This is a genomic window from Lysobacter sp. Soil_C_15 (assembly GCF_057657315.1).
Window position 1 is genome coordinate 661,341 of the sequence record NZ_JBDGIR010000002.1, and the last position, 23,574, is coordinate 684,914.

Genomic DNA, 23,574 nt, shown 5'->3' on the forward strand with positions numbered 1-23,574 from the left:
CGGCGTCGGCGGCGATCGCGCTCATGCCGGCGGCTCCAGCCGCACCCGCACCCGCGCCGCTTCGCTGCGGCGCAGGGCGAAACGGGTGTAGCCGACCTGCACCAGCAGCGGCTCGGCGGCGATCGGACCGGCCGCCATCACTTCCACCCGCTCGCCGGCGACGAACCCGAGTTCGCGCAGGCGCCTGGCAATGGTGTCGTTGGGAACCTGGTCATCGACGGACTCGACCGTGGCCGCGGTACGGCGCGGCAGTTCGGACAGCTTCAAAAGGCGGCTTCCAGGAAGGAGGTGGCGACCCAAATGGGAATTGTTCTCATTCTAGCACTGGTACAACGGACAGGGGCGGAGCCGGCAAGCTGAACGGTATCATTCGCCAACTCCAATCAACTCCCCCGCCGATGACCCACCCGCTGCTGAGCCTGCGCGAGGGCCCTGTCGCCCGCCTGCGCCTGAACCGTCCGGAGCTGCACAACGCCTTCGACGCCATGTTGATCGCCGCCCTGACCGGCGCGCTGGAGGCGGCTGCCGGCGACGACGAGGTGCGGGTGGTGGTGATCGAAGGCGAAGGCGCCTCGTTCTCGGCCGGCGCCGACCTCAACTGGATGCGCGGCATGGCCGCCGCCGGCGAGGCCGAGAACCGCGAGGACGCACTGGCCCTGGCGCGGCTGATGCGTACCCTCAACGAATTGCCCAAGCCGACCGTGGCCCGGGTCCACGGCGCGGCCTTCGGCGGCGGGGTCGGCCTGGTCGCCTGCTGCGACATCGCCATCGCCGCGCCGGCGGCCAAGTTCGGCCTGACCGAGAGCAAGCTCGGCCTGCTGCCGGCGGTGATCTCGCCGTACGTGGTCGAGGCGATCGGCGCGCGCCAGGCGCGGCGCTGGTTCGCCACCGCCGAAATCTTCGACGCCGCCACCGCGCTGCGCATCGGCCTGCTGCACGAGCTGGTCGACGAGGATCAGCTCGACGCCGCGGTCGCGCGCCAGGTCGAGCTGCTGCTCAAGGCCGGCCCGCGCGCCGCCGCGCAAGCCAAGCAACTGGTGCGCCGGGTCGCCTACGAACGCGACGGCGCCCGCCTGGACGCCGACAACGCCGCGCTGATCGCCGCGCTGCGGGTCTCGGCCGAAGGCCAGGAAGGCCTCGGCGCCTTCCTCGACAAGCGCAAGCCGAACTGGTCGCGCTGAGCCGGCGACGCGCGCCGGCGTCGGCGATGGACGCCTGAGCGCACGCGCGCATACCGGTACGTACGCACGCCTCCGGCGACACATTCGCCGCCGCCGGGGCGACACGAGACCGCCGCATCGGCGAAAATCGCCGGATCGCGTCCGCCCCCGGCGCCGCGGCTCCCGACCACGCGCCTCGCTGCGCCCCGACCTGCGGCCTGCCATGTTCGAAAAGATCCTGATCGCCAACCGCGGCGAGATCGCCTGTCGCGTCATCCGCACCTGCCGCCAGCTCGGCATCCGCACCGTCGCGGTGTATTCCGAGGCCGACGCCGACGCCCAGCACGCGCGCCAGGCCGACGAGGCCTATCCGATCGGCGGCCCGCGCCCGGCCGACAGCTACCTGCGCGGCGAGGCGATCATCGAGGTCGCGCTGCGCAGCGGGGCGCAGGCGATCCATCCCGGCTACGGCTTCCTCAGCGAGAACGCCGACTTCGCCGACGCGGTCGAAGCCGCCGGCATCGCCTTCATCGGCCCGAAGGCGGCGTCGATGCGCAAGATGGGCAGCAAGGCCGGGGCCAAGGAACTGATGCAGGCCGCCGGGGTGCCGGTGGTGCCGGGCTACACCGGCGAAAACCAGGATCCGGCCGTGCTGCAGACCGAGGCCGACCGCATCGGCTACCCGCTGATGATCAAGGCCGCCCACGGCGGCGGCGGCAAGGGCATGCGCATCGTGCGCGAGGCCGGCGAGTTCCTGGCCAACCTGGAAAGCTGCCAGCGCGAAGCGCGCAACGCCTTCGGCCGCGACCGGGTGCTGCTGGAACGCTACGTCGAGCGCCCGCGCCACATCGAGATCCAGATCTTCGGCGACAGCCGCGGCCAGGTGATCCACCTCAACGAGCGCGAATGCTCGGCCCAGCGCCGCTACCAGAAGGTGCTGGAAGAATCGCCTTCATCGTTCCTGAGCCCCGAACTGCGCGCGCAGATGGGCGCGGCGGCGGTGCTGGCCGGACAGGCGATCGATTACGTCAACGCCGGCACGGTCGAGTTCATCGTCGGCCAGGATGCCGATGGAAAGCCGGGCGGCTTCTACTTCATGGAGATCAACACCCGGCTGCAGGTCGAGCATCCGGTCACCGAGTGGGTCACCGGCCTGGATCTGGTCGAATGGCAGCTGCGCGTGGCCGCGGGCGAGCCGCTGCCGCTGGCCCAGGACGCGATCGTCCAGCGCGGCCACGCGATCGAGGTGCGGTTGTACGCCGAGGACCCGGAAGCCGGCTTCCTGCCCGGCTCGGGCAAGCTCGAGCGGCTGCGCCTGCCGGCCGCCGACGCGCACGTGCGTCTGGACTCGGGGGTGATCGAAGGCGACACGGTAACGATCTTCTACGACCCGATGATCGCCAAGCTGATCGTCGCCGACGCCGACCGCCCGCGCGCGCTGGCGCGGCTGCGCGCGGCGCTGGCGCAATGCGAGATCGCCGGGCCGAAATCCAACATCGAGTTCCTCGAGCGCCTGGCGCGGCATCCGGCGGTGGTCGACGGCACCATCGACACCGGCTACCTGGATCGTCATCTCGACGAGTTCATGCCCGCCGCGCACCGCGACGAGGCCGGCGAACGCGACCTGCTGCTCGGCGCGGCGGTGTGCGGGCTGCTGGCGCAGGAGCGCGGCACCCGCGAGCGCGCCGCGGCGTCGAACGACCCGGGCTCGCCCTGGGCGATCGCCGACGGCTGGCGGCTCGGCCACGGCGGCCGCCGCAGCCTGGCCTTCCTGAGCCGCGAACAGCGCCTGGAGCTGCAGGCCCACGGCAGCGCCGGCGACTACCGGATCGAGCTGGCCGGCGCCGACGGCGCCCATCGCATCGAGGGCGCGCGCCTGCTCGGCGACGAGCTGAGCCTGCGCATCGACGGCCGCGCGCGCCGGCTGCGCGCGCTCGGCGACGGCGCCCGCCTGGTGATGCACGACGGCGAACGCCGGCTGCGCCTGGAATCGGTGCCGATGTACCGCCACGAACAAGGCGCCGCGGCCGGTTCGGGCAACAGCGTCAACGCGCCGATGCCGGGCCGGGTGGTGGTGGTCAAGGCCGCGCCGGGCGATGCGGTCGAGGCCGGCCAGGAAGTGATGGTGATCGAGGCGATGAAGATGGAGCTGAGCCTGAAGGCGCCGCGCGCCGGCACCATCGCCGAGATCCGCGCCGCCGCCGGCGATTTCGTCGAGGCCGACGCGGTGCTGGCGACCCTGGCCCCGGCCTGAGCGGACCGGACGTCGGCGCAACATCGACCGCTGGCGAAATTTCCGCAATGATGGAGGCCCCGGCTGGAGCGCCGGGGCCGTTCCGCCGGCGCCGCTCGGCGCGCCGGCCCCGTCGCCAAGAGGGATCTCGCATGCGTCGGTATCCGATCCTGTGCCTTGCACCGACCGCCGGCCCGGGCGGTTGCGCGGCCGCCCTGCCTTGCGATCCGACTGCGGTCGACGGCCATGGCCGGGCCGAAGCTGGCCCGTCGCCGTTCGAGCGGCCGGAGGCGGGCACGCTTTATCGTTTCATCCGTTCGGCGCCCGCCGCGCCGACGACGGAGCCGTCATGACCGCGAACGCACTGTCCGCCGTACCCGCGCCGCGCCCGCTGCTGCGCGGCGCGATCCTGCTCGCCGCGCTGGCGCTGGCCGCCGGCTGCGTCGCCTTCGAGCGCAGTCCGGTCGCCGAATCCCGCTGCGACCCCGACCTGCCGGGCCAATGGCGCCTGCGCGCCGAGGGCGTCGACAAGACCATCCGCATCGATGCGCGCTGCCACACCGAGGACTGGCCCGGCCTGCGCGAACGCCCGGTCGCGTTGGACCTGACCGGCTTTTCGATCGGCGAGGACCGCTACATCGTGCTGTCGCCGGCGCAGGCCGAACGCGCGATCGGCGCCGAAGGCCGCAGCCTGACCGCCACCGCGCCGGCCGGCTCGGTGTTTCTGGTCTTGTATCGCATCCAGGGCGGCCGCATCAGTGCTTGGCTGCCCGATTCGCAACGCGCGCTGGCCGCGATCGCCCGCGGCGAGCTGGACGGGCGCAAGCTGGAGGACCGCTTCGCCCTGGTCCAGGGCGATGCCGAGCGCTTGCGCACCACCCTCGCCCGCCGCGCCGATCTGCTATACGACACCCAAGCCAAAGCCATGTCGCTGCAACGCGCCCCATCCAAGGAACATCCGTGACTCAGCCTTCCGCCGTACGCATCGTCGAAGTCGGTCCCCGCGACGGACTGCAGAACGAAAAGACTCCGATCGCGACCGCCGACAAGATCGCCCTGATCGACCGCCTGTCCGCGACCGGGCTGCGCAGCATCGAGGCGACCAGCTTCGTCAGCCCGAAGTGGGTGCCGCAGTTGGCCGACGCGGCGCAGGTGTTCGCCGGCATTGCCCGCCGCCCCGGCGTGCGCTATCCGGTGCTGGTGCCGAACGAACAAGGCTACGAGCGCGCGCGCGCGGTCGGAGTCGAGGAGATCGCGGTGTTCACCGCCGCCTCGGAAGCGTTCAACCAGAAGAACATCAACGCCGGCATCGACGAGTCGCTGCAACGCTTCGCGCCGGTGCTGGCGCGGGCCAAGGCCGATGGCGTGGCGGTGCGCGGCTACGTCTCCACCGTGCTCGGCTGTCCCTACCAGGGCCAGGTGCCGGTCGCCGACGTGGTGCGGGTGGCGCGCGCGCTGTTCGAAATGGGCTGCTACGAGATCTCGCTCGGCGACACCATCGGCGTGGGCACGCCGGGCAAAGCGCGGGCGATGTTCAAGGCGGTCGCCGCCGAAGTGCCGGCGTCGGCGCTGGCGGTGCATTTCCACGACACCTACGGCCAGGCGTTGTCCAACATCCTGGCCTGCCTGGAAGAAGGCGTGGCGGTGGTCGATTCGGCCGTGTCCGGCACCGGCGGCTGCCCCTACGCCAAGGGCGCCAGCGGCAACGTCGCCAGCGAGGACGTGGTCTACATGCTGCACGGCCTGGGCATCGCCACCGGCGTCGACCTGGACGCCTTGGCCCAGACCGGGCGCTGGCTGGCCGGCCTGCTCGGCCGCGAGACCGGCAGCAAGGTCGGCAAGGCGCTGGCGGCCGCGTGAAGCGCGACGCGCCCGCACCGGCTCCGCCGCAGGTCCGCACCGGCGACCCGGCGCGGACGCTGGCGGCGCTGGAACGGGCGCAACACGATCCCAAGCTCGACCCGGCGCTGCGCGCCCTGCTGGCCGAAGCCGCCGCCGCGTTGCGCGCGCGCGGCGACGGCGCCGAACACCGTTGCCTGTACCGGGCCCTGTTCGACGCGATCCCCGACCTGGTCACCGTGCTCGACGAAGACGGCACGGTGATCGAGATCAACCGCCTGGGCACCCAAGCCCACCGGCGGGTGCGCGAGGACATCCTCGGCCAGCCGATCCATGTGCTCAACCCCGAACTGCCGCAGGACCATCTGGTGCCGGTGTGGGAGACCCTCAACCGCGGCCAGACCTACGTCATCGAGGTCACCAACAAGCGCGGCGACGGCACCCGGTTCCCGGTCGAAGTGCACTCGGCCGCGTTCCTGCACGAGGGCCAGCGCCGGATCATCGCCGTCGCCCGCGACCTGAGCACCCGCCAGGACGCCGAACTGCGTTTCCGCGAGCTGGTCGAGCTGATCGACCGCGGCGTGATCGTGCAGGACGACGGCCTGCGCATCGTCTACGCCAACAGCGCGGCGATGCGCCTGTTGTCGCTGCACAGCGGCGACAGCATCGCCGACGAGCTGCGCTCCGGCCATTGGATGGTGATCGACGAGCGCGGCCGCGAACTGCCGCCCAAGCAATATCCCTCGCGCATCGCCCTGGAAACCGGGCGCGTGGTCGAGAGCACCGTGCTCGGCCTGTACCACCGCGAGCGGCGCGAACTGATCTGGCTGTCGGTGACCGCGGTACCCAAGTTCCCGCCCGGCGGCGACCGCCCGAACCAGGTGTTCGCGCTGTTTTCCAACGTCACCTCGCTCAAGCGCGACAGCGCCCTGTTCGACCGCGCCCAGGCCCTGGCCCATATCGGCGGCTGGGAATGGGACGCCGGCCGCGACCGCCTGTATCTGACCGACGAAGCCGTGCGCATCCTCGGCCGCGAGGACGCTCCGGCCTCGATCGAGGAATTGCTCGACTGCCTGCGCCCGGTGGATCGCCACCGCTTGCGCAGCCACCTCGACCGCAGCCTCGGCGGCGGCCGCGGCCTGGATCTGGAACTGCAGGGCCTGCGCCCCGACGGCAGCGTGTTCTGGGTGCGGGTGATCGGCGACGCCGGCGCCGGCGATCCGGTCGGCCAGGTGCTGACCGGCACCCTGCAGGACGTCACCGAGCGCAAGCAGGAAGAAGAACACTTGCGCATCCAGGCGCGCAGCGATCCGCTGACCGGCCTGCTCAACCGCGACGCGGTGCTGGCCGAGCTCGAACAACGCCTGGACACCTTCCCGCAATCGCCGTTGGCGGTGCTGTACATCGACCTGGATCGCTTCAAGGTGGTCAACGACGTGCTCGGCCACGCCGCCGGCGACCGCCTGCTGGCCTCGGCCGCGCGCCGGATCCGCCAAGCCATCGGCAACGACCCGGCCCAGATCGCCCGCTTCGGCGGCGACGAGTTCCTGGTGGTGTGCTCGCTCGACGGCGAGCCGCTGCGCGCCGAACGCATCGCCGACGCGATCCTGGAAAGCTTCGGCGACAGCTTCCGGGTCGACGGCGAGGAGTTCAGCATCACCGCCAGCATCGGCATCGCCCAGGCGCCGCTCGACGGCCGCACCGCGCAGCAACTGATCCAGAGCGCCGACGTGGCGATGTACGACAGCAAACGCCGCGGCCGCAACAGCTGGCAGGCGTTCACCCCGGAACTGGCCGAACAGCAGCTGCACCGCCTGCAATTGGAAACCCACCTGCGGCGCGCGGTGCACAACGACGAGTTCCATCTGGTCTACCAGCCGCAGGTCGACCTGAGCGACGGCCGGGTGATCGCGGTGGAAGCGCTGATCCGCTGGCGCAACCGCTCGCTGGGCGAGATGCGCCCGGACCGTTTCATCGGCCACGCCGAAACCACCGGCGACATCGTCGGCATCGGCGGTTGGGTGCTGCACGAGGCCTGCCGCCAGTTGCGCCAGTGGCGCGACCAGGGCGTGCGGATCGAGCGCGTCGCGGTCAACGTCTCCTACCGCCAGTTCCTCGGCGACGATCTGGCCAGCAACGTCGCCGCGGCGCTGTCCGAATACGGCCTGCCCGGCAACGCGCTGGAACTGGAGTTCACCGAGCGGGTGCTGATCGAGGACGCGCCCGACACCGTGCGCACCTTCGCCGGCCTGCGCGAACTTGGCGTGCACCTGTCGATCGACGACTTCGGCGAAGGCTACAGCGCGCTCAACTACCTGCGCCGGCTGCCGATCCACGGCCTCAAGCTGAGCCAGTTGTTCGTCCAAGGCGTACCCGACAACCAGTCCGACGTCGCGGTCTGCCAGGCCGTCACCGGCATCGCCCGCAGCCTCGGCCTGGGCCTGGTCGCCGAAGGCATCGAAACCGAACGCCAGCGCTTCTTCCTGCGCAAACTCGGCGTCGCCATCGGCCAGGGCTTTTTGTTCGCCCCGGGCTTGTCGCCGGGGGATTTGCGCGATTACTGCCGCAGCCACGCGGGCTGATGCAGCCATCCCTTTACCCCAGGCAGCACGTCCAGCAAGGTCGAGCAAACTGAAATCGAGCTTCTGACGGCACGCCACTATCTCTTCCAAGCGAGTCTCGATCTCCAGCTATCCGTTGGTTACAGCTTTGGGCTATGTCTGCTGTTGGCGCGAGATAGCGATCAAATTCGACGAGGAGGGTTGCACCGCGCCTCAAACGGTTCATTGCTGCCAAATACTTGCGACATATGCAATTTCAGCATTAACAATCGGCAACGACACGGGCACATGGGGCCCTGATGAGAACAGCTTTGCCCTCCGGACATCTAAGATCGAAAAATAATCGCCCACTTCCCCTCGTGAACGAAGCTTATGCTCCATTAGATCGATAATGATCTCCGCCTTGAACGATGTAAGAGCATCGCTTTTCAAGTACAGCTTCACCACATGTCGATCACCGTTTATAACCAACCCAAGCTCTGGGTTAACGATGATGTCAAAACCAGCTGACGAGTAGATATCACGTGGTGGGTTGAACCAACCCAAAGCCTTTCGCCCCCACCACTTTCTATAAGAACTAAGCAAATCCGTATAGTTTTTTATTTTCTTCTGATCTGTAACATTCCTCATCACTCCAAGAACGCCAGATTTTCCGCCACCACCCTTATGATTCTCTACAAGGTGTTCCCGCAAAGCCTTATAGAAATCGAAAGCAGGCTCATAATCTGGGCGCTCCTTAACCTGCCTAACCTTCGTAGCCTTAGGCCTCCCTGCTTTTGAAACGATATCAACAAAATCCGTCAGCGATATTTGAGGCATAACACAATTCCCCTCCGCGATCCATGCACGACCCGTAATGAAACACTAAGAAGCGGGCAAGAGAAGACTAGTTACAAAGGTTAGCGCCATTTTGTCCCGCTCCTCAAAATAGCGAGGAGCATGCTGCGGAAGCCACACCTCGTTAAAGTGGCGCCTAAAATCCTCATATAAGTCCAATGGATACAACTTAGCATCTACAACGCGACCATCTGGATATTCATGCTTGTACGTAGGGAAGCCATTAGGCTCAATCCCTCTATTGTCACGAAGCCATTTACAGAAAAGCCTTCCCTCTGATATGTCCGGCACCAAATTTTGAGGAAGTGTATATCCAGCCTGCTCCAAAGGAGCGATCAAATTCAAAGTCAGTTCATTCAGCATCGAAAAGTGAGTGTAAGGCACCTTTGCGCGATTCTGCATATACCTGTCGATATGCACAGGCATCACAACTTTGGAGCGCCCCTGCTGCCACTCCACTACCCACTGAGAAACCTTAACTGCAAACTTAGGCGACAACCACTGAGCAAGATTTATCGCCAAGTAAGGATGAACCCATGTCCCCTGTAAGCTGGGGACACCGCCGCTAATCACATGAATCAACTGATCTTCCCGAAGCCCAGTTTGCGCCATCAGCTCCGTAATAAAGTCAATTGTTGACTTTAATTGGCGATAATCGGAATATCTCTTTCCAACAGACTGACACAAAGCTGTTGCACTTATATACCCATCACCAATTCTCTGCGGTATTACATTACCCTCTTCAATTCTCGGAATGAGCGCTAGCTGTTGTTGCATAGACCTTCCTCAATGTGGATAAAAGTGCAGCATCAATGCGACCCGAAACCGGAGCAGAGCTTCCGCCAATCGAGAACTTAGTTCAGCCCCGCCCCAATGACGAATGATCGAAAGTTGCTCCGTTTAATACATACGCTCATTCAACGTCACTCATGGCAACGAACTAAACGTTGCGACAAGTTCAATCCGGCCACTCCTAGGCGGTGGCGGCACAGAAACATCACGATGCAGCCTACAGCGGTCAGCATGCCGTATTCAGCAATCAACAGATTCGATCTTTGATCGCGACCAAAACTCTATTGATGATCCATCATGTGATTGGCCGCCCAAGCCACCGCCGTCGCCCGTGACCACTCGGCTGTGATGTACAGCCCCAGATTGAGGGTGAAACGCGCCTGCGCGGCGCTGTTGCCGCTGCTGGCCTGGACGTTGACCACCTGCCAGCGCTCGCCGCGCCGACGGTGGAAACTGCGGCCGGCCTTGGCGAAGCCCTGCGACTTCAGCAGCGGGGCCAGGCCCTGGGCGACGACGGCGTCGATGTGTCTGGCGGGGTCCATGGGCCTGGTCTGTGCGGGTCTTGCGGCGCTCTCGGCGGCGCGGCGAGCGTGGACCGACTCAGCCGCCGTCGGCGGCCAGTTCGGCCGACAGCTCCCGGGTCATGGTCGCGATCTCGTCGGCGATCTGTTCCGGGGTGCGCCCGTTGTCCTCGCCGATGAAGTTGCCGCCCCTGTAATCCGAGCCGCTGCACAGCGGCAGGCGCCACAGCCGGCATTCGCCGGAGCGGCTGCCGCGCTTGCATTCGGCCATCGCCGTACGCGCCGCCACCCGCGGAATCAGGTCCAGTCCGCGATAGGTCTTGCGCGCCTTGTCGATCACGATCGACTGGCACTGATCGACGAACGAGCCGAGCACCACGCATTCCTGCCCGGTCTGCTGGCGGCAGTAGTCCAGCGCCAGGCTCGAGGCCTTGGCGACGTCGAGCGAGTAGTTGGACGAGTACAGCTGCGAGCGCGCCGGATCGCTGACGTGCACGCCGAAAAACCGCAGCCGCTGCAGCGTGGGCATCATCGTGATCGCCGGCATCGGCGTCGGCGCGCTGGGCGGCGGCGCCGCGCGTTGCGCCGGGCCCATCCCGTAGCCGGGCGTGGGCACGCAAATCGGCCCGGGCGCCTGGCCGATCGGGCTCAGCCCGTCCGGGCAGCCCTGCTCGGCATTCGCCTGCTGGGCGAACAGCGCCAGCAGCAACAGTCCTGCGGCCCGATAGACCGGCTTGCTCATGCGATTCTCCTTGGCTCGCGATCCCTGCCCCGACCCCGCCGACGGGCGGTCCGGGCGCCGGGCGCTACTGTAGCGCCAACCCGCGGGGTCGCGCCTGCCCGGACGCCGTCCTGGGGGCTATCCGCAGGAACCGGCCGCCGGGATCTTCGCATCGGCCCCGTCCTGAGCGAGGATGTACGCCGGTCCCCTCGAGAGTTCCGCCGCATGCCCCTGCCGCCCGGCGTCGTACTGCGCCCGATCCTGCCCCGCGACGACGCCGCGCTGGCCGCGATCGCTCGCCAGGTGCAGACCGAGTTCGGCGGGACCTTAGCCAGCGACCCGGAGCTGGACGCGATGCAGCGCAGCTACAGCCGCCCGCGCAGCGCCTACTTCGTGGTCGAACGCGACGGCAAGCTCGGCGGCGGCGCCGGCATCGCGCCGCTGCTCGGCGGCGACGACCGCACCTGCGAGCTGCGCAAGTTCTACCTGCTGCCTTCGGTGCGCGGAATCGGCCTGGGCCAGGCGCTGCTGGACAAGTGCCTGCTCACCGCGCGCGGCTGCGGCTACGCTCAATGCTATGTCGAACTGCTCGACCGGATGAGCGAGGCCCAGCGCTTGCTGGAGGCCAACAGCTTCCAGTTGCTGGACGCGCCGATGGGCTACGCGGAGCTGGCCGGCAGCCATACCTGGTACTTGCGCACGGTCTGAACGCCTCCACCGCCGCCGGCCGCGGCGGCGCCGATACCCCGGCTCCTTTAGAATGGCGGCTTTCCGCCTTCAGGAACCGCCCATGCAACTCGACAACGCCCGCGCCGTCATTACCGGCGGCGTCTCCGGCCTCGGCCTGGCCGTGGCCCAGCACCTGGTCGCCCGCGGCGGCAAGGTCGCCCTGTTCGACGTCAACGACGACAAGGGCGCGCAGGCCGTGGCGGCGCTGGGCGCGGACAAGGCGCGCTATTTCCGCACCGACGTCACCGACGAGGCCGGCGTGGCGGCCAACCTGGAGGCCGCGCGCGAGTTCCTCGGCGGGCTGAACGCGGCGATCAACTGCGCCGGCATCCTCGGCGCCGGCCGCGTGCTCGGCAAAGAAGCGCCGATGCCGCTGGGCCAGTTCCAGAGCACGGTGATGGTCAACCTGGTCGGCAGCTTCAACGTCGCCAAGGCCGCGGCCAACCTGATGCAGCACAACGAAGCCGGCGAGGACGGCGAGCGCGGCGTGATCGTCAACACCGCCTCGGTCGCCGCCTACGAGGGCCAGATCGGCCAGGCCGCCTACTCGGCCTCCAAGGGCGGCGTGGTCGGCATGACCCTGCCGATGGCGCGCGAGCTGTCGCGCTTCGGCATCCGGGTGATGACCGTGGCCCCGGGCATCTTCTGGACCCCGATGGTCGACGGCATGCCCGAATCGGTGCAGCAGTCGCTGTCGGCCTCGATCCCCTTCCCCTCGCGCCTGGGCCGCCCGGAAGAGTTCGCCGACCTGGTCGGCTACATCCTCGGCAACCGCTACCTCAACGGCGAGACCATCCGCCTGGACGGCGCTACCCGGCTGGCGCCGAAGTAAGGGCCGGGAGTCGGAAATGGGGAATCGGGAATCGCGAAAGCGCTTCCGCTCCCACCCCATCCGCTCCGGCTCCGACCCTCCGCTTCAACGACTCCCCATTCCCGATTCCCCATTCCCGGCGCCCAAATGAAAGCCTACGACGTCAAAAAAGGTAACGTGGTCGAACACAACAACACCGTGTACCAGGTGCGCGATATCGAACGCAGCTCGCCGCAGGGCCGCGGCGGCAACGTGAAGTACCGCTTCACCATGTACTCGGTGCCCGGCGGCACCAAGTTCGACCTCAGCGTCGGCGCCGAGGACGAACTCAAGGAAGTCGAGCTGAGCCGCCGCCAGGCGACGTTCTCGTACAAGGACGGCGACGCCTTCGTGTTCCTCGACGACGAGGACTACACCCCTTACACCCTCGACGCGGACGTGGTCGGCGACGCCGCCGGCTACATCGTCGAGGACTTGTCGGGCTGCTACGTGCAGATCATCGACGACCAGCCGGTGGCGCTGCAGCTGCCGCAGAGCGTGGCGATCGAAGTGATCGAAACCCCGCCCGAACTCAAGGGCGGCACCGCGACCAAGCGGCCGAAGCCGGCCAAGCTGTCGACCGGCATCGAGATCATGGTGCCGGAGTACATCGGCAACGGCGAGCGCGTGCTGGTCAACACCACCACCGGCGAGTTCGCCGGCCGTGCGGACTGAGATCGCGCTGTTGGCCGTCGGCGCGCTGGCGCTGGCGGCCGGGTGCTCGCGCTCCGGCGCGGGCGCCGACGCGGCCTGCGAGACGCCGCCGCGTATCGAAGCCGGTTTCGCCGGCGGCTGGTGCGCCCTGCCCGGCGAGCTGCGCGAATTCGTGATCGCGCACGAACAGAATCTGGACTTCTCCGGCGGCGAACCCTCCGATGCGCAGGCCATGGAAGCCCTGTCGCTCCAGGCCGAACAGCTCCGCCGCGACGAACGTGCGCGCTGGGACGAGTTGCGCGCCGAACACCGGTCCGACCCGGCCGTCGCCGCCTGGATGGCGCGCTACGGCCGCAGCCAGGAGTGGCCATGAGCGATGCTCCCCTCGCCCCCGATTACCGTTTCGCCGCCGCCGTCCCGGCCGACCTCGAGCGGTTGATTCCGGTACTGCGCGAGTTCTACGCAGTCGAGCATCTGCCGTGGAACGAGCCCGTGCTGCGGCGCGCGTTGCTGGCCCTGGTCTCGGATCCGAACGCGGGCCGGCTGCGGCTGATCCTGCGCGATGAGGACATCGTCGGCTATTTCGTCCTCGGCTTCTGTTTCAGCCTGGAATTCGGCGGCCGCTACGGACTGCTCGACGAGTTGTTCGTGCTGCCCGCCCATCGCGGCGGCGGCCTGGCCAAACGCGCCTTGAGCGAAGTCGAGGCGCTGTGCCGCAGCGAGGGGCTGGACGCGCTGCGGCTGGAAGTGAACGACGACAACGCCCACGCCCGCGGCATCTACGAGCGCGCCGGCTACCAAACGCATCCGCGGCGCCTGATGACCAAGTGGCTGCGCGGCTGAGCGATGCGCCGCCTGCCCGCGCCGCACCGCGGCCGGAGCGGCGCAAGCGGCCTTTGCAGGAGCGGCGTGAGCCGCGACCGCCGTAGCGGTGCGATACCACGCTGCTTCCGAAGCATCGGACCTGCCCGTGTTGGCGAAACCGGCAACCGCATCCGGCCGGGCTTCGGCCGGCCGCGCTCGCGATCGCCGCTGCGGTGGCCGCGGCTTACGCCGCTCCTACAGGGGCGGCGCCAACGCTTCGCGCGACCGCGCTCACAGAATTTCGCAGCGAAATTGCCCGCTCCGGCTTGCGGAAACGTGATACCGCTCGCGTGCGTTGCGCTGCCACGAACCTGCAATCTGCGCCTCTCAGGCTAGTCGTTTTCCCGCGGCAGCCCCGCCGCCCGCCCAGCCAGGAGCCCGGCCTTGGTCACTTCCACCCGTCGCGATTTCCTCAAGCTCGCCGGCTCCGCCGCCGCGCTGAGCCTGTTGCCGCCCACCATCCGCGCCGCGCTCGCCACCCCGGCTGCGCGCGTCACCGGCACCCTCCAGGACGTGCAGCACGTGGTGATCCTGATGCAGGAAAACCGCTCCTTCGACCATTACCTGGGCGCGCTGCGCGGCGTGCGCGGCTTCGACGATCCGCGGCCGATTCCGATCCCCGGCGGCAAGACCGTGTGGGAACAGCCCAAGTCGGCGACCAACCCGCAAGCGGTGCTGCCGTTCCATCTCGACACCATGCGCACCGCCGCGCATTGCATGGCCGACATCGACCACAGCTGGAAGGGCTCGCATACGCGCTGGAAGGACTACAACGCCTGGATCGCGACCAAGGGCTCGATGTGCATGGGCCACTTCCGCCGCGAGGACCTGCCGTTCTACTACGCCCTGGCCGACGCGTTCACGGTCTGCGACGCCTACTACTGCTCGCACCACGGCCCGACCAATCCCAACCGCATGCACCTGTTCGCCGGCACCAGCGGCATGACCGTCGGCGACTTCGGTCCGCAGGCGGTCAACAACGCCGACGACGGCAACTGGACCGGCGACATGGCGCGCGACAATCCGAATTTCGCCGGCCATCGCTGGACCACCTATGCCGAGCGCCTGCAGAACGCCGGAATCCCGTGGCGGGTGTACCAGGAGCACGACAACTACGGCGACAACTCGTTGGCCTACTTCGCCAAGTTCCGCAAGCTGGACACCGCGTCGGAACTGTACAAGCGCGCCCGCGCCATCGTGCCGGGCTCGAACGAGGCCAACGCCAAGACCTCGCGCGGCGAGCACCTGATCGCCGAGTTCGCCAAGGACGTGCGCCAGGGCACGCTGCCGGCGGTGTCTTGGATCGTGCCGTCCTACATCATGAGCGAGCACCCGGAAGCCACCCCGGCCTATGGCGAGTCGCTGACCGCGCGCCTGCTCGAAGCGCTGGTGGCCAATCCCGAAGTCTGGTCGAAGACCGTGTTCATCATCAATTACGACGAGAACGGCGGCTTCTTCGACCATGTTCCGCCGCCGTTGCCGGCGATCAGCGCCAGCCTGGGCAAGAGCACGGTCGACACCGCGACCGAGAACTACAACGGCATTCCGGTCGGACTCGGCATCCGCGTGCCGATGTTCGTGATCTCGCCGTGGAGCAAGGGCGGCTGGGTCAACTCGCAGGTGTTCGACCACACCTCGGTGCTGCGCTTCCTGGAAGCGCGCTTCGGCATCGCCGAGCCGAACATCAGCGCCTGGCGCCGCAGCGTCGCCGGCGACCTCAGCACCGCGTTCGACTTCGCCAATCCCAATGCGCAGTGGCCGGCCTTGCCGGACACCTCAGGCGCGATGAGCGGCGCCGACGCCAGTTGCAAGCTCAACGCGCCCAAGCCGCCGAGCAAGCCGGCGATGCCGCGCCAGGAACGCGGCGCGCGGCCGGCGCGCGCGCTGCCTTACGAGCTGCGGGTGGACGGTCGGATCGAGGCCTCCAGTGGCCGCTACTGGCTGGATTTCGGCAACGACGGCGTCGCCGGCGCCTGCTTGAACGTGTACGCCGGCAACCGCAGCGACGGGCCGTGGTACTACACCCTGGACGCGAACACCGCGCTGTCGGATTACTGGAGCGCGCGCCAGTACACCCAGGGCATCTACGACCTGGCGGCCTATGGCCCGAACGGCTTCCTGCGCCAGTTCCGCGGCGATCTGAACAAGGCGCTGTCGGCGACCGGGGCCAACCCGGAAGTCATCGTGCGTCACGATGCGATCGGCGAATTGCTGAGCCTGGAGTTGGTCAACAGCGGCCGCGCGGCCTGCCGCCTGACCCTGCGCCCGAACCACTACAGCGACGCGCCGGCGCGCCATTACGACCTCGCCCCGGGCGCGCGCCTGCGCGACCACTGGCCGCTGGCGACCAGCCAGCGCTGGTACGACTTCAGCATCACCTGCGACAGCGACGCGCGCTACCTGCGCCGCATCGCCGGCCATGCCGAGAACGGCACCCCAAGCGTCAGCGACCCGGCGATCGGGCGAGGCTGAGCTTCGGCGCCCGGTTTTGCGACGCGACCGTTGGACACCGCGGTCGCGACTCGCGTCGCTCCTACCCTGACGAAGCCGTTCCTTGTAGGAGCGGCGTGAGCCGCGACCAACCGAAGCAGTGGACGCGAGCGCAGCGCCGGCGGAGACCGGCAACGCGGCAAAGCGACAACGACGGATGATGTTGTCGATCCGCAACCGCGGACGGGAACGTGGTATCGCACCGCTGCGGCGGTCGCGGCTCACGCCGCTCCTACAGGCGACCGCGCCGCTTTGCGATATGGCGATGCAATTGGAAACATGGCGGTCGCGACTTGCGTCGCTCCTACCCCGATGGAGCCGCCTCATGTAGGAGCGGCGTGAGCCGCGACCACCGAAGCGATGGACGCAAGCGCAGCCTGGCGGAAATCGGCAACGCGGAAACGGCCGATGATCTGCCGATCCGCAGCTGCGGAACGAATCGTGGTATCGCATCGCTGCGGTGGTCGCGGCTTACGCCGCTCCTACAGGCGAGCCCGCCGCTGCAGACCGCGCATTCAGGGGTAGGAGCGGCGCAAGCCGGAAACACGACGGTGCGCCGTTGCTGCCGGCGGCGGTCTGCCAGGCGCGGCGCAGGCGGGTATGGCAGCAGCGTTATCGAAGCAGCCACCAGTACAGGCGGCGGCAACCGCCATCGACGGCCAGGGCGACCGCATTGCCGACGGCGAGCGCACCGGCGAACACGACGATCCAGGCCCATAGAGGCACCGGCTTGCCCAGCATCGACTCCGCTGCTCCCAGCATCCAGTGGATCGCCGCTCCCCCGCCGAGCATTCCGCATGAACAGGAAAAAAGCCTGCTGAGCAGCGAACTGTCCGTCCCCCTGGGACGACAGGCCCGGCAGCGGCTGGGCCGATCGCCCGCGATGCCGCGCAGGCGCATCCGGGCGCCGCAGGAGACACAAGCCCTGCTAGTCACGGCGATCCATTTGCGAGTGGGCCGTCATTGCCGCTCCGCGCCAGCCATTTCGCCGCCATGCGCCGCATCGACGCGTCGCTGGTCGGGTCGGCCAGCAGTTCGGCGATGTCGCGCCAAGCCAGGTCCAGCGATTCCTCGCTGACCACGTAGTCCTCGTGGTCGCCGGTGCGAACCACGTAGCGCAGGTCGTAGTGCCAGTGCCCCGGCACCTCGTGGCGGGCCGGGATCCAGTGCCGGTCCAGGTCGAACAGTTCCGGGTCCACGCTCAGGCCGGTCAGGCCGGATTCTTCCTCGGCCTCGCGCAGGGCGACCTGGGCCAGGTCGCGGTCGCCGTCGGCGTGGCCGCCGAGCTGCAGCCAGCGGCCGAGCTTGCGGTGGTGGGTCAGCAGCACCCGCCGGCCGGTCCGGTCGATCAGCCAGGCGCCGCCGGTGAAGTGGCCGGCCAGGCGCTCGCGCTGGAAGGGGTCGCCCGGCTCGGTCGCGCCGTCCGGCGCCGTTTCGCCGCCGTCCGCCTCGTCCAGCAAGGCCAGAAACGGCAGCGTATGTTCGGCCTCCTCGGGCCATTGGCGCGCGTACAGGTCGAGATTGGAACGCAGCCGACCAATCGGATCCGAATGTTTCACAGGCATATCGAAAAAAGCACATGGGGCGAGGCCGGGACCGTGATTATCGCCGCAAAGGCCATGACCGGCTCCGCTTGCCGCCCGTTTCCGCACTGAGTTAAGGTGGCCCGCCGCCCCGCTCCGGGAGTCGGTCATCCATCGTCGTCGCAGAACGACGGGCACAGATCACTTCAAGATCACTTCTTACGAGAGAGAGAGGGGAGTTCGATGTCGAGAGGCCTGTTCATCACCAAACCCGTGGCGGCCGCGCCCCATGTGGACGCCGGCGAGCCCGTCGAGGGCAGCCTCCAGGGCGAGGCGACGCTGAAACGTTCGCTGACCGCCACCCAATTGGTGATGCTGGGCATCGGCGCGGTCATCGGCGCCGGCATCTTCGTCCTCTCCGGCCACGCCGCCGCCGAACACGCCGGTCCGGCGATCGTGCTGAGCTTCATCGTCGCCGGCTTCGCCTGCGCCCTGGCCGGCCTGTGCTACGCCGAGTTCTCGGCGATGCTGCCGGTCTCCGGCAGCGCCTACTCCTATTCCTACGCCACCCTGGGCGAGTTCGTGGCCTGGTTCATCGGCTGGAACCTGGTGCTGGAGTACCTGTTCGCCGCCTCGACCGTCGCGGTCGGCTGGTCGGGCTACCTCAACAGCCTGCTGACCAGCTTCGGCGTCGGCCTGCCGGCCTCGCTGTCGGCGGCGCCGCTGAACGTGGTCGACGGCTCGATCGTCTACACCGGCGGCCTGATCAATCTCCCGGCGGTGGCGATCGTCGCCGCGCTCAGCGGCCTGTGCTACGTCGGCATCACCCAGTCGGCCTTCATCAACACCATCATCGTCGCGATCAAGGTCGCGGTGATCACCCTGTTCGTGGCCTTCGCCGCCAAGTACGTCAACCCGGACAACTGGGTGCCGTTCATTCCGGAAAACCAGGGCCCCGGCAAGTACGGCTACGACGGCATCATCCGCGGCGCCTCGGTGGTGTTCTTCGCCTACATCGGCTTCGACGCGGTCTCCACCGCCGCCGGCGAGGCGAAGAACCCGCAGCGCGACATGCCGATCGGCATCCTCGGCTCGCTGGTGATCTGCACCATCATCTACATCATCGTCTCCGGCGTGCTGACCGGCCTGCTGCCCTACCACATGCTGAGCACGCCCAAGCCGGTGGCGACCGCGCTGGAGGCCTACCCGGCGCTGGGCTGGCTGAAGTTGCTGGTCGAGATCGGCGCGATCGCCGGCCTGAGCTCGGTGATCCTGGTCATGCTGATGGGCCAGCCGCGCATCTTCTATTCGATGGCGAAGGACGGCCTGCTGCCGCAAATGTTCGCCAAGGTCCATCCGAAGTTCCAGACGCCCTACATCGGCACCATCATCGTCGGCGTGTTCGCCTGCATCCTGGCCGGCTTCCTGCCGATCGGCCTGCTCGGCGAACTGGTCTCGATGGGCACCCTGCTCGCCTTCGCCACCGTCTGCATCGGCGTGCTGATCCTGCGCAAGACCCGCCCGGACCTGCCGCGCCCGTTCCGGGTGCCGCTGGTGGCCGTGGTCTGCCCGCTCGGCGCGGCGGCCTGCCTGTACCTGTTCTGGAAGCCGTTCTCCGAGCATTGGCACCTGATGACCGGCTGGACCGCGATCGGCCTGCTGATCTACTTCGCCTACGGCTACCACAACAGCAAGCTGCGCAAGGCGGCGGGCGGCAAGGCCTGAACCCGGCGCATCCATGATTCGAGGCCGGCGGAGACCTTCCGCCGGCCTTTTTCCTTTTCGCGCTGCAACGTTTCTACCGATCCGCTCCGAGACCGAGCCTCGCCGAACCCTCATTCCCGCGAACTCGGGAACCCAGGACTGCATCGGGGCAAGGCGCTGAAGTCTCTGGATTCCCGCCTTCGCGGGAATGACGGGACGAGGTGATCCGGGGCGCGGACACTCGCAACACCAGGACGAACCCCATGCTGGAACAACTCCGGGCGACCAAACACCCGCACGCCGCCCACAGCGACGCCGACGGCCTCAGCCTGCACCGCACCCTCGGCCCCTGGGGCCTGACCGCGCTGGGCATCGGCGCGGTGATCGGCGGCGGCATCTTCGTCATCACCGGCAAGGCCGCGGCCGAGCACGCCGGCCCGGCGATCATGCTGTCCTTCGTCCTCGCCGCGATCTGCTGCACCTTCTGCGCCCTGGCCTACGCCGAGTTCGCGGCGATGGTGCCGGTCTCCGGCAGCGCCTACACCTACACCTACGCCACCCTGGGCGAGCTGTCGGCCTGGTTCATCGGCTGGATGCTGATATTGGAGTACGGCGTCTCCGCGTCGGCGGTGGCGGTCAGTTGGACCGGCTACTTCCTCAGTCTGTTGGAACATTTCGACATCACCCTGCCGGCGGCGCTGGTGCAGGCGCCGCTGGACGCCAAGCTGCGCCCGACCGGCGCGATCGCCAACCTGCCGGCGGCGGCGATCGTGCTGCTGCTGACCTGGCTTTGCTACGTCGGCATCCGCAAATCCTCGGCCATGAACATGGCGATGGTGTTGCTGAAGTCGGGCCTGATCGTGCTGGTGATCGTGGTCGGCTGGAAGTACGTGAATCCCGAGCTGTGGACGCCCTTCATCCCCGAATCGCAGGGCGACGGCAAGTACGGCTGGGAAGGCGTGCTGCGCGGCGCCTCGATGGTGTTCTTCGCCTACATCGGCTTCGAGGCGGTGTCGGTGGCGGCGCAGGAATCGCACAAGCCGCAGAAGGACATGCCGATCGGCATGATGGCCTCGCTGGCGATCTGCACCGTGCTCTACATCGGCATGGCCGCGGTGATGACCGGCCTGGCCCCGTACACCAGCCTGGGCACCGACGAGCCGGTGGTGACCGCGATCGCCGCCCATCCGGCGCTGAACTGGCTGCGGGTGGTGGTCGAAGTCGGCGCCCTGGTCGGCCTGTCCTCGGTGGTGCTGGTGATGATCATCGGCCAGCCGCGCATCTTCATGATCATGGCCCGCGACGGCCTGCTGCCGCCGGTGTTCACCAAGATCCACCCCAAGCACCGCACCCCGCACATCAATACCGTCATCACCGGCATCGGCATCGCCCTGCTGGCGGCGCTGTTCCCGCTCGACATCCTCGGCGACATGACCTCGATGGGCACCCTGATCGCCTTCGCCGCGGTCTGCGCCGGGGTGCTGATCCTGCGCCGCACCCAGCCCGATCTGCCGCGGCCGTTCCGGATCCCGTTCGCCTGGCCGATCTGCCTGGCCGGCATCGTCAGCTGCCTGGTCCTGCTGTCGACCATGAGCGCGCACAACTGGATGCTGATGGCGGTCTGGACCGCGGTCGGGATCGCGGTCTATTTCGCCTACGGCTTCCGCCACAGCCGCCTGCGGCCGCGCTGAACGGCCCTGCGGCCGGCGGCAACGCTGTGTTGCCGCCAGGAGGGGCAAACCCACGGCGACCGGGCCGCCCCGGTCGCCGTTTGTTTGTAAACTGAGACCATGAACAGCCCCCTGCCCTACGACCCCCAGCGCCTGGCGCACTGCGCCGGCGAGATCATCGTCAACGTGCGCGAGCTGGCCCAGCGCGGCTGGACCCCGGCCACGAGCAGCAACTTCTCGCGCCGGATCGACCAGGCGCATGTCGCCATCACCGTCTCCGGCCGCGACAAGGGCCGGCTGACCGAAGACGACATCATGGTCGTGGACCTGGACGGGCAACCGGTCGCTACCGAGCACCGGCCCTCGGCCGAGACCCTGCTGCACACCCAGCTGTACAAGCGCTACCCGGAGGTCGGCTGCGTCCTGCACACCCATTCGCAGACCCAGACCGTGGCCTCGCGCCTGTTCGCCGGCCAGGGCCACGTGCACCTGGAAGGCTACGAGCTGCTCAAGGCCTTGCGCGGCACCACCACCCACGACACCGAGCTGGACCTGCCGGTGTATCCGAACACCCAGGACATGCCGACCCTGGCCGCCCAGGTCGACGCCACCCTCGACCGGCAGCCGATGTGGGGCTATCTGATCGACGGCCACGGCCTGTACGCCTGGGGCCGCGACATGGCCGAGGCCCGGCGCCACCTGGAGGCGTTCGAATTCCTGCTCGGATGCGAACTGGAACTGAGGAGACTGCAGCGATGAGCCGCCTGCGCATTTTCGCCGAGGACGAACCCGGCACGCCGAAGCTGAGCACCAGCGACCAGGCGCAGATCGCGCGCGAGCTGGCCAAGATCGGGGTCGGCTTCGAACAATGGCAGGCCGCCCAACCGATCAAGCCGGGCGACACGCCCGAGGCGATCATGGCCGCCTATCGCGGCGACATCGAGCGCATCACCGCGCAACGCGGCTTCAAGACCGTCGACGTGGTCAGCATCGCCCCGGACAACCCGCAGCGCGAGGCGATGCGCGGCAAGTTCCTCGACGAGCATTACCACAAGGAAGACGAAGTCCGCTTCTTCGTCGCCGGCTCGGGCCTGTTCACCCTGCACGTCGAACCCAACGTGTACGAGATCAAATGCGAGCAAGGCGACCTGATCTCGGTGCCCGACAGCACCCTGCACTGGTTCGACATGGGTCCGGAGCCCAGCTTCGTCGCGATCCGCTTCTTCACCGAGCCGGACGGCTGGGTCGGCTATTTCACCGGCAGCGACCTGGCGCAGCAGTTTCCGCGCTACGAGAAAGGCCAGGCGGGATAAGGGCGAGCAGTGAGCGCAGAGCAGCGAGGAGTGAGAAGACGCTCCTGCCTGCGTTGGTTCCGCCGCTACGCCTGCCGGTTTCGCTCGCTCCTCCACGTCGAGCGGGAAAAGAGCGCAGAGAAGCCAGGAGCGAGAAGCTCCTAGCCCGGGTCCAGTCCCATGCTTCGCCTGCCGCTTTCGCTCACTCCTCACTCCTCTCCACTGTTTCCTAGCCTCATGCCCATCCGCGCCATCCTCACCGACATCGAAGGCACCACCAGCAGCATCTCGTTCGTCAAGGACGTGCTGTTCCCCTACGCGCGCCGGGCCCTGCCGGGCTTCGTCGCCGCGCGCGGGCGCGAACCGGCGGTGCGCAAATGGCTGGACGCGGTGGCGCTGGAGAACGGCGGCGTGTGCCAGGACTCGACCGTGGTCGAGGTGCTGCAGGGCTGGATCGACCAGGACCGAAAGCACACCGCGCTCAAGGCCCTGCAGGGCATGATCTGGGCCGACGGCTACCGCAGCGCCGATTTCACCTCGCACATGTACCCCGACGCCGCGCCGGCGCTGCGCCGCTGGAAGGACGCCGGCCTGCGCCTGTACGTGTACTCCTCCGGCAGCGTGCCGGCGCAAAGGCTGCTGTTCGGCCACAGCGACGCGGGCGATCTGACCGAGCTGTTCTCCGGCTGGTTCGACACCGAAGTCGGCGGCAAGCGCGAGCGCGACAGCTATGCGCGCATCGTCGAGTCGATCGGCCTGCCCGCGGACGAGATCCTGTTCCTGTCCGACGTGGTCGAGGAACTCGACGCCGCCCGCGACGCCGGCCTCGGCACGGTGCTGCTCGACCGCCGCGAGGATTACCCGCAGCCGCGCGAAGGCGAAGCCACCCACGGCCACACCCGGGTGGAATCGTTCGCCCAGATCGATCCGGTCTGAGGACAAGCCCCGGCCTGCGCCCCCCCTGCAGGAGCGGCGTCCCACGGGATTTCCTCCGGTCATGAGCCGCGACCGGGATATCGCGGCTACGACGCGATCCTGCAGCATGGCGGTCGCGACTCGCGTCGCTCCTACCCCTATCTGGGCGCTGTCTCGGCATGCCGCTCCCCACAGACTGCGATGCCTCGGCGCAGTAAC

At 68.0% G+C, this 23,574-nt stretch carries 23 protein-coding genes; 16 read left to right on the plus strand and 7 right to left on the minus strand.

Annotated elements, in window-relative coordinates; genetic code table 11:
* Nucleotides 1-21: 21 nt before the first annotated feature.
* Nucleotides 22-267, minus strand: a complete 246-nt coding sequence (locus AC3A57_RS07005) for a FeoA family protein (RefSeq protein WP_487578232.1) — start codon at nucleotides 265-267, stop codon at nucleotides 22-24.
* A 131-nt stretch (nucleotides 268-398) separates the two neighbouring features.
* Between AC3A57_RS07005 and AC3A57_RS07010 the strand changes: the two genes are divergently transcribed.
* The 5 genes from AC3A57_RS07010 (at nucleotide 399) to AC3A57_RS07030 (ending at nucleotide 7,814) form a co-directional block, all read left to right on the plus strand.
* Nucleotides 399-1,181 carry an enoyl-CoA hydratase-related protein gene (locus AC3A57_RS07010; protein ID WP_487578233.1) on the plus strand — a complete coding sequence of 261 codons (783 nt, stop codon included), beginning with the start codon at nucleotides 399-401 and terminating at the stop codon, nucleotides 1,179-1,181.
* A gap of 202 nt (nucleotides 1,182-1,383) precedes the next feature.
* The gene (locus tag AC3A57_RS07015) at nucleotides 1,384-3,414 is read left to right on the plus strand and encodes an acetyl/propionyl/methylcrotonyl-CoA carboxylase subunit alpha (RefSeq protein WP_487578234.1); all 2,031 of its coding nucleotides are present in this window, start codon (nucleotides 1,384-1,386) and stop codon (nucleotides 3,412-3,414) included.
* A 328-nt stretch (nucleotides 3,415-3,742) separates the two neighbouring features.
* The gene (locus tag AC3A57_RS07020; RefSeq protein ID WP_487578235.1) at nucleotides 3,743-4,357 is read left to right on the plus strand and encodes a hypothetical protein; all 615 of its coding nucleotides are present in this window, start codon (nucleotides 3,743-3,745) and stop codon (nucleotides 4,355-4,357) included.
* Nucleotides 4,354-5,253: a hydroxymethylglutaryl-CoA lyase gene (locus AC3A57_RS07025; protein ID WP_487578236.1), complete on the plus strand. Its 900-nt coding sequence runs from the start codon at nucleotides 4,354-4,356 to the stop codon at nucleotides 5,251-5,253. The genes AC3A57_RS07020 and AC3A57_RS07025 overlap by 4 nt, the downstream gene beginning before the upstream one ends.
* On the plus strand, nucleotides 5,250-7,814 hold the full coding sequence (locus tag AC3A57_RS07030) for a putative bifunctional diguanylate cyclase/phosphodiesterase (RefSeq protein WP_487578237.1): 2,565 nt from the start codon (nucleotides 5,250-5,252) through the stop codon (nucleotides 7,812-7,814). The genes AC3A57_RS07025 and AC3A57_RS07030 overlap by 4 nt, the downstream gene beginning before the upstream one ends.
* Nucleotides 7,815-8,015: 201 nt before the next feature.
* Here AC3A57_RS07030 and AC3A57_RS07035 read toward each other — a convergent pair whose 3' ends face one another.
* From AC3A57_RS07035 to AC3A57_RS07050, 4 genes are all read right to left on the minus strand, one after another.
* Nucleotides 8,016-8,612, minus strand: a complete 597-nt coding sequence (locus AC3A57_RS07035; RefSeq protein WP_487578238.1) for a hypothetical protein — start codon at nucleotides 8,610-8,612, stop codon at nucleotides 8,016-8,018.
* Between the two features lie 45 nt (nucleotides 8,613-8,657).
* Nucleotides 8,658-9,407, minus strand: coding sequence for a KilA-N domain-containing protein (locus AC3A57_RS07040; RefSeq protein WP_487578239.1), 750 nt, complete (start codon nucleotides 9,405-9,407; stop codon nucleotides 8,658-8,660).
* Between the two features lie 296 nt (nucleotides 9,408-9,703).
* Entirely contained in the window at nucleotides 9,704-9,964 is a 261-nt protein-coding gene (locus tag AC3A57_RS07045; RefSeq protein WP_487578240.1) for a DUF4304 domain-containing protein, read from the minus strand.
* Nucleotides 9,965-10,022: 58 nt separating this feature from the next.
* Nucleotides 10,023-10,685, minus strand: coding sequence for a DUF4189 domain-containing protein (locus tag AC3A57_RS07050; RefSeq protein ID WP_487578241.1), 663 nt, complete (start codon nucleotides 10,683-10,685; stop codon nucleotides 10,023-10,025).
* 204 nt (nucleotides 10,686-10,889) lie between these two features.
* Here AC3A57_RS07050 and AC3A57_RS07055 point away from each other — a divergent pair, with 204 nt between their 5' ends.
* From AC3A57_RS07055 to AC3A57_RS07080, 6 genes are all read left to right on the plus strand, one after another.
* Nucleotides 10,890-11,372 (plus strand): GNAT family N-acetyltransferase, encoded by a 483-nt coding sequence (locus AC3A57_RS07055; RefSeq protein WP_487578242.1) that lies wholly within the window; start codon nucleotides 10,890-10,892, stop codon nucleotides 11,370-11,372.
* An 82-nt stretch (nucleotides 11,373-11,454) separates the two neighbouring features.
* The gene (locus tag AC3A57_RS07060) at nucleotides 11,455-12,225 is read left to right on the plus strand and encodes an SDR family NAD(P)-dependent oxidoreductase (RefSeq protein ID WP_487578243.1); all 771 of its coding nucleotides are present in this window, start codon (nucleotides 11,455-11,457) and stop codon (nucleotides 12,223-12,225) included.
* Nucleotides 12,226-12,351: 126 nt separating this feature from the next.
* Nucleotides 12,352-12,918, plus strand: a complete 567-nt coding sequence (gene yeiP, locus AC3A57_RS07065) for an elongation factor P-like protein YeiP (protein WP_363796654.1) — start codon at nucleotides 12,352-12,354, stop codon at nucleotides 12,916-12,918.
* A complete protein-coding gene (locus tag AC3A57_RS07070) occupies nucleotides 12,908-13,270 on the plus strand; it encodes a hypothetical protein (RefSeq protein ID WP_487578244.1) in 363 nt (120 codons plus the stop codon). The genes yeiP and AC3A57_RS07070 overlap by 11 nt, the downstream gene beginning before the upstream one ends.
* Nucleotides 13,267-13,740, plus strand: coding sequence for a GNAT family N-acetyltransferase (locus AC3A57_RS07075; protein WP_487578245.1), 474 nt, complete (start codon nucleotides 13,267-13,269; stop codon nucleotides 13,738-13,740). Before AC3A57_RS07070 ends, AC3A57_RS07075 begins: the two co-directional genes overlap by 4 nt.
* A 405-nt stretch (nucleotides 13,741-14,145) precedes the next feature.
* Entirely contained in the window at nucleotides 14,146-16,233 is a 2,088-nt protein-coding gene (locus AC3A57_RS07080) for a phosphocholine-specific phospholipase C (RefSeq protein ID WP_487578246.1), read from the plus strand.
* Between the two features lie 630 nt (nucleotides 16,234-16,863).
* Here the strand turns inward: AC3A57_RS07080 and AC3A57_RS07085 are convergent.
* Nucleotides 16,864-17,013, minus strand: a complete 150-nt coding sequence (locus tag AC3A57_RS07085; protein WP_487578247.1) for a hypothetical protein — start codon at nucleotides 17,011-17,013, stop codon at nucleotides 16,864-16,866.
* A gap of 170 nt (nucleotides 17,014-17,183) precedes the next feature.
* Nucleotides 17,184-17,810: an NUDIX hydrolase gene (locus tag AC3A57_RS07090; protein WP_487578248.1), complete on the minus strand. Its 627-nt coding sequence runs from the start codon at nucleotides 17,808-17,810 to the stop codon at nucleotides 17,184-17,186.
* A 207-nt stretch (nucleotides 17,811-18,017) separates the two neighbouring features.
* Here AC3A57_RS07090 and AC3A57_RS07095 point away from each other — a divergent pair, with 207 nt between their 5' ends.
* The 5 genes from AC3A57_RS07095 (at nucleotide 18,018) to mtnC (ending at nucleotide 23,376) form a co-directional block, all read left to right on the plus strand.
* Nucleotides 18,018-19,499 carry an amino acid permease gene (locus AC3A57_RS07095; RefSeq protein ID WP_487578249.1) on the plus strand — a complete coding sequence of 494 codons (1,482 nt, stop codon included), beginning with the start codon at nucleotides 18,018-18,020 and terminating at the stop codon, nucleotides 19,497-19,499.
* Nucleotides 19,500-19,741: 242 nt separating this feature from the next.
* Nucleotides 19,742-21,169, plus strand: a complete 1,428-nt coding sequence (locus AC3A57_RS07100) for an amino acid permease (RefSeq protein WP_487578250.1) — start codon at nucleotides 19,742-19,744, stop codon at nucleotides 21,167-21,169.
* A gap of 99 nt (nucleotides 21,170-21,268) precedes the next feature.
* Entirely contained in the window at nucleotides 21,269-21,907 is a 639-nt protein-coding gene (locus tag AC3A57_RS07105) for a methylthioribulose 1-phosphate dehydratase (RefSeq protein WP_487578251.1), read from the plus strand.
* Nucleotides 21,904-22,461 (plus strand): 1,2-dihydroxy-3-keto-5-methylthiopentene dioxygenase, encoded by a 558-nt coding sequence (locus AC3A57_RS07110; protein ID WP_487578252.1) that lies wholly within the window; start codon nucleotides 21,904-21,906, stop codon nucleotides 22,459-22,461. The genes AC3A57_RS07105 and AC3A57_RS07110 overlap by 4 nt, the downstream gene beginning before the upstream one ends.
* A 216-nt stretch (nucleotides 22,462-22,677) precedes the next feature.
* Nucleotides 22,678-23,376 carry an acireductone synthase gene (gene mtnC / locus AC3A57_RS07115; protein WP_487578253.1) on the plus strand — a complete coding sequence of 233 codons (699 nt, stop codon included), beginning with the start codon at nucleotides 22,678-22,680 and terminating at the stop codon, nucleotides 23,374-23,376.
* Nucleotides 23,377-23,574: the final 198 nt, after the last annotated feature.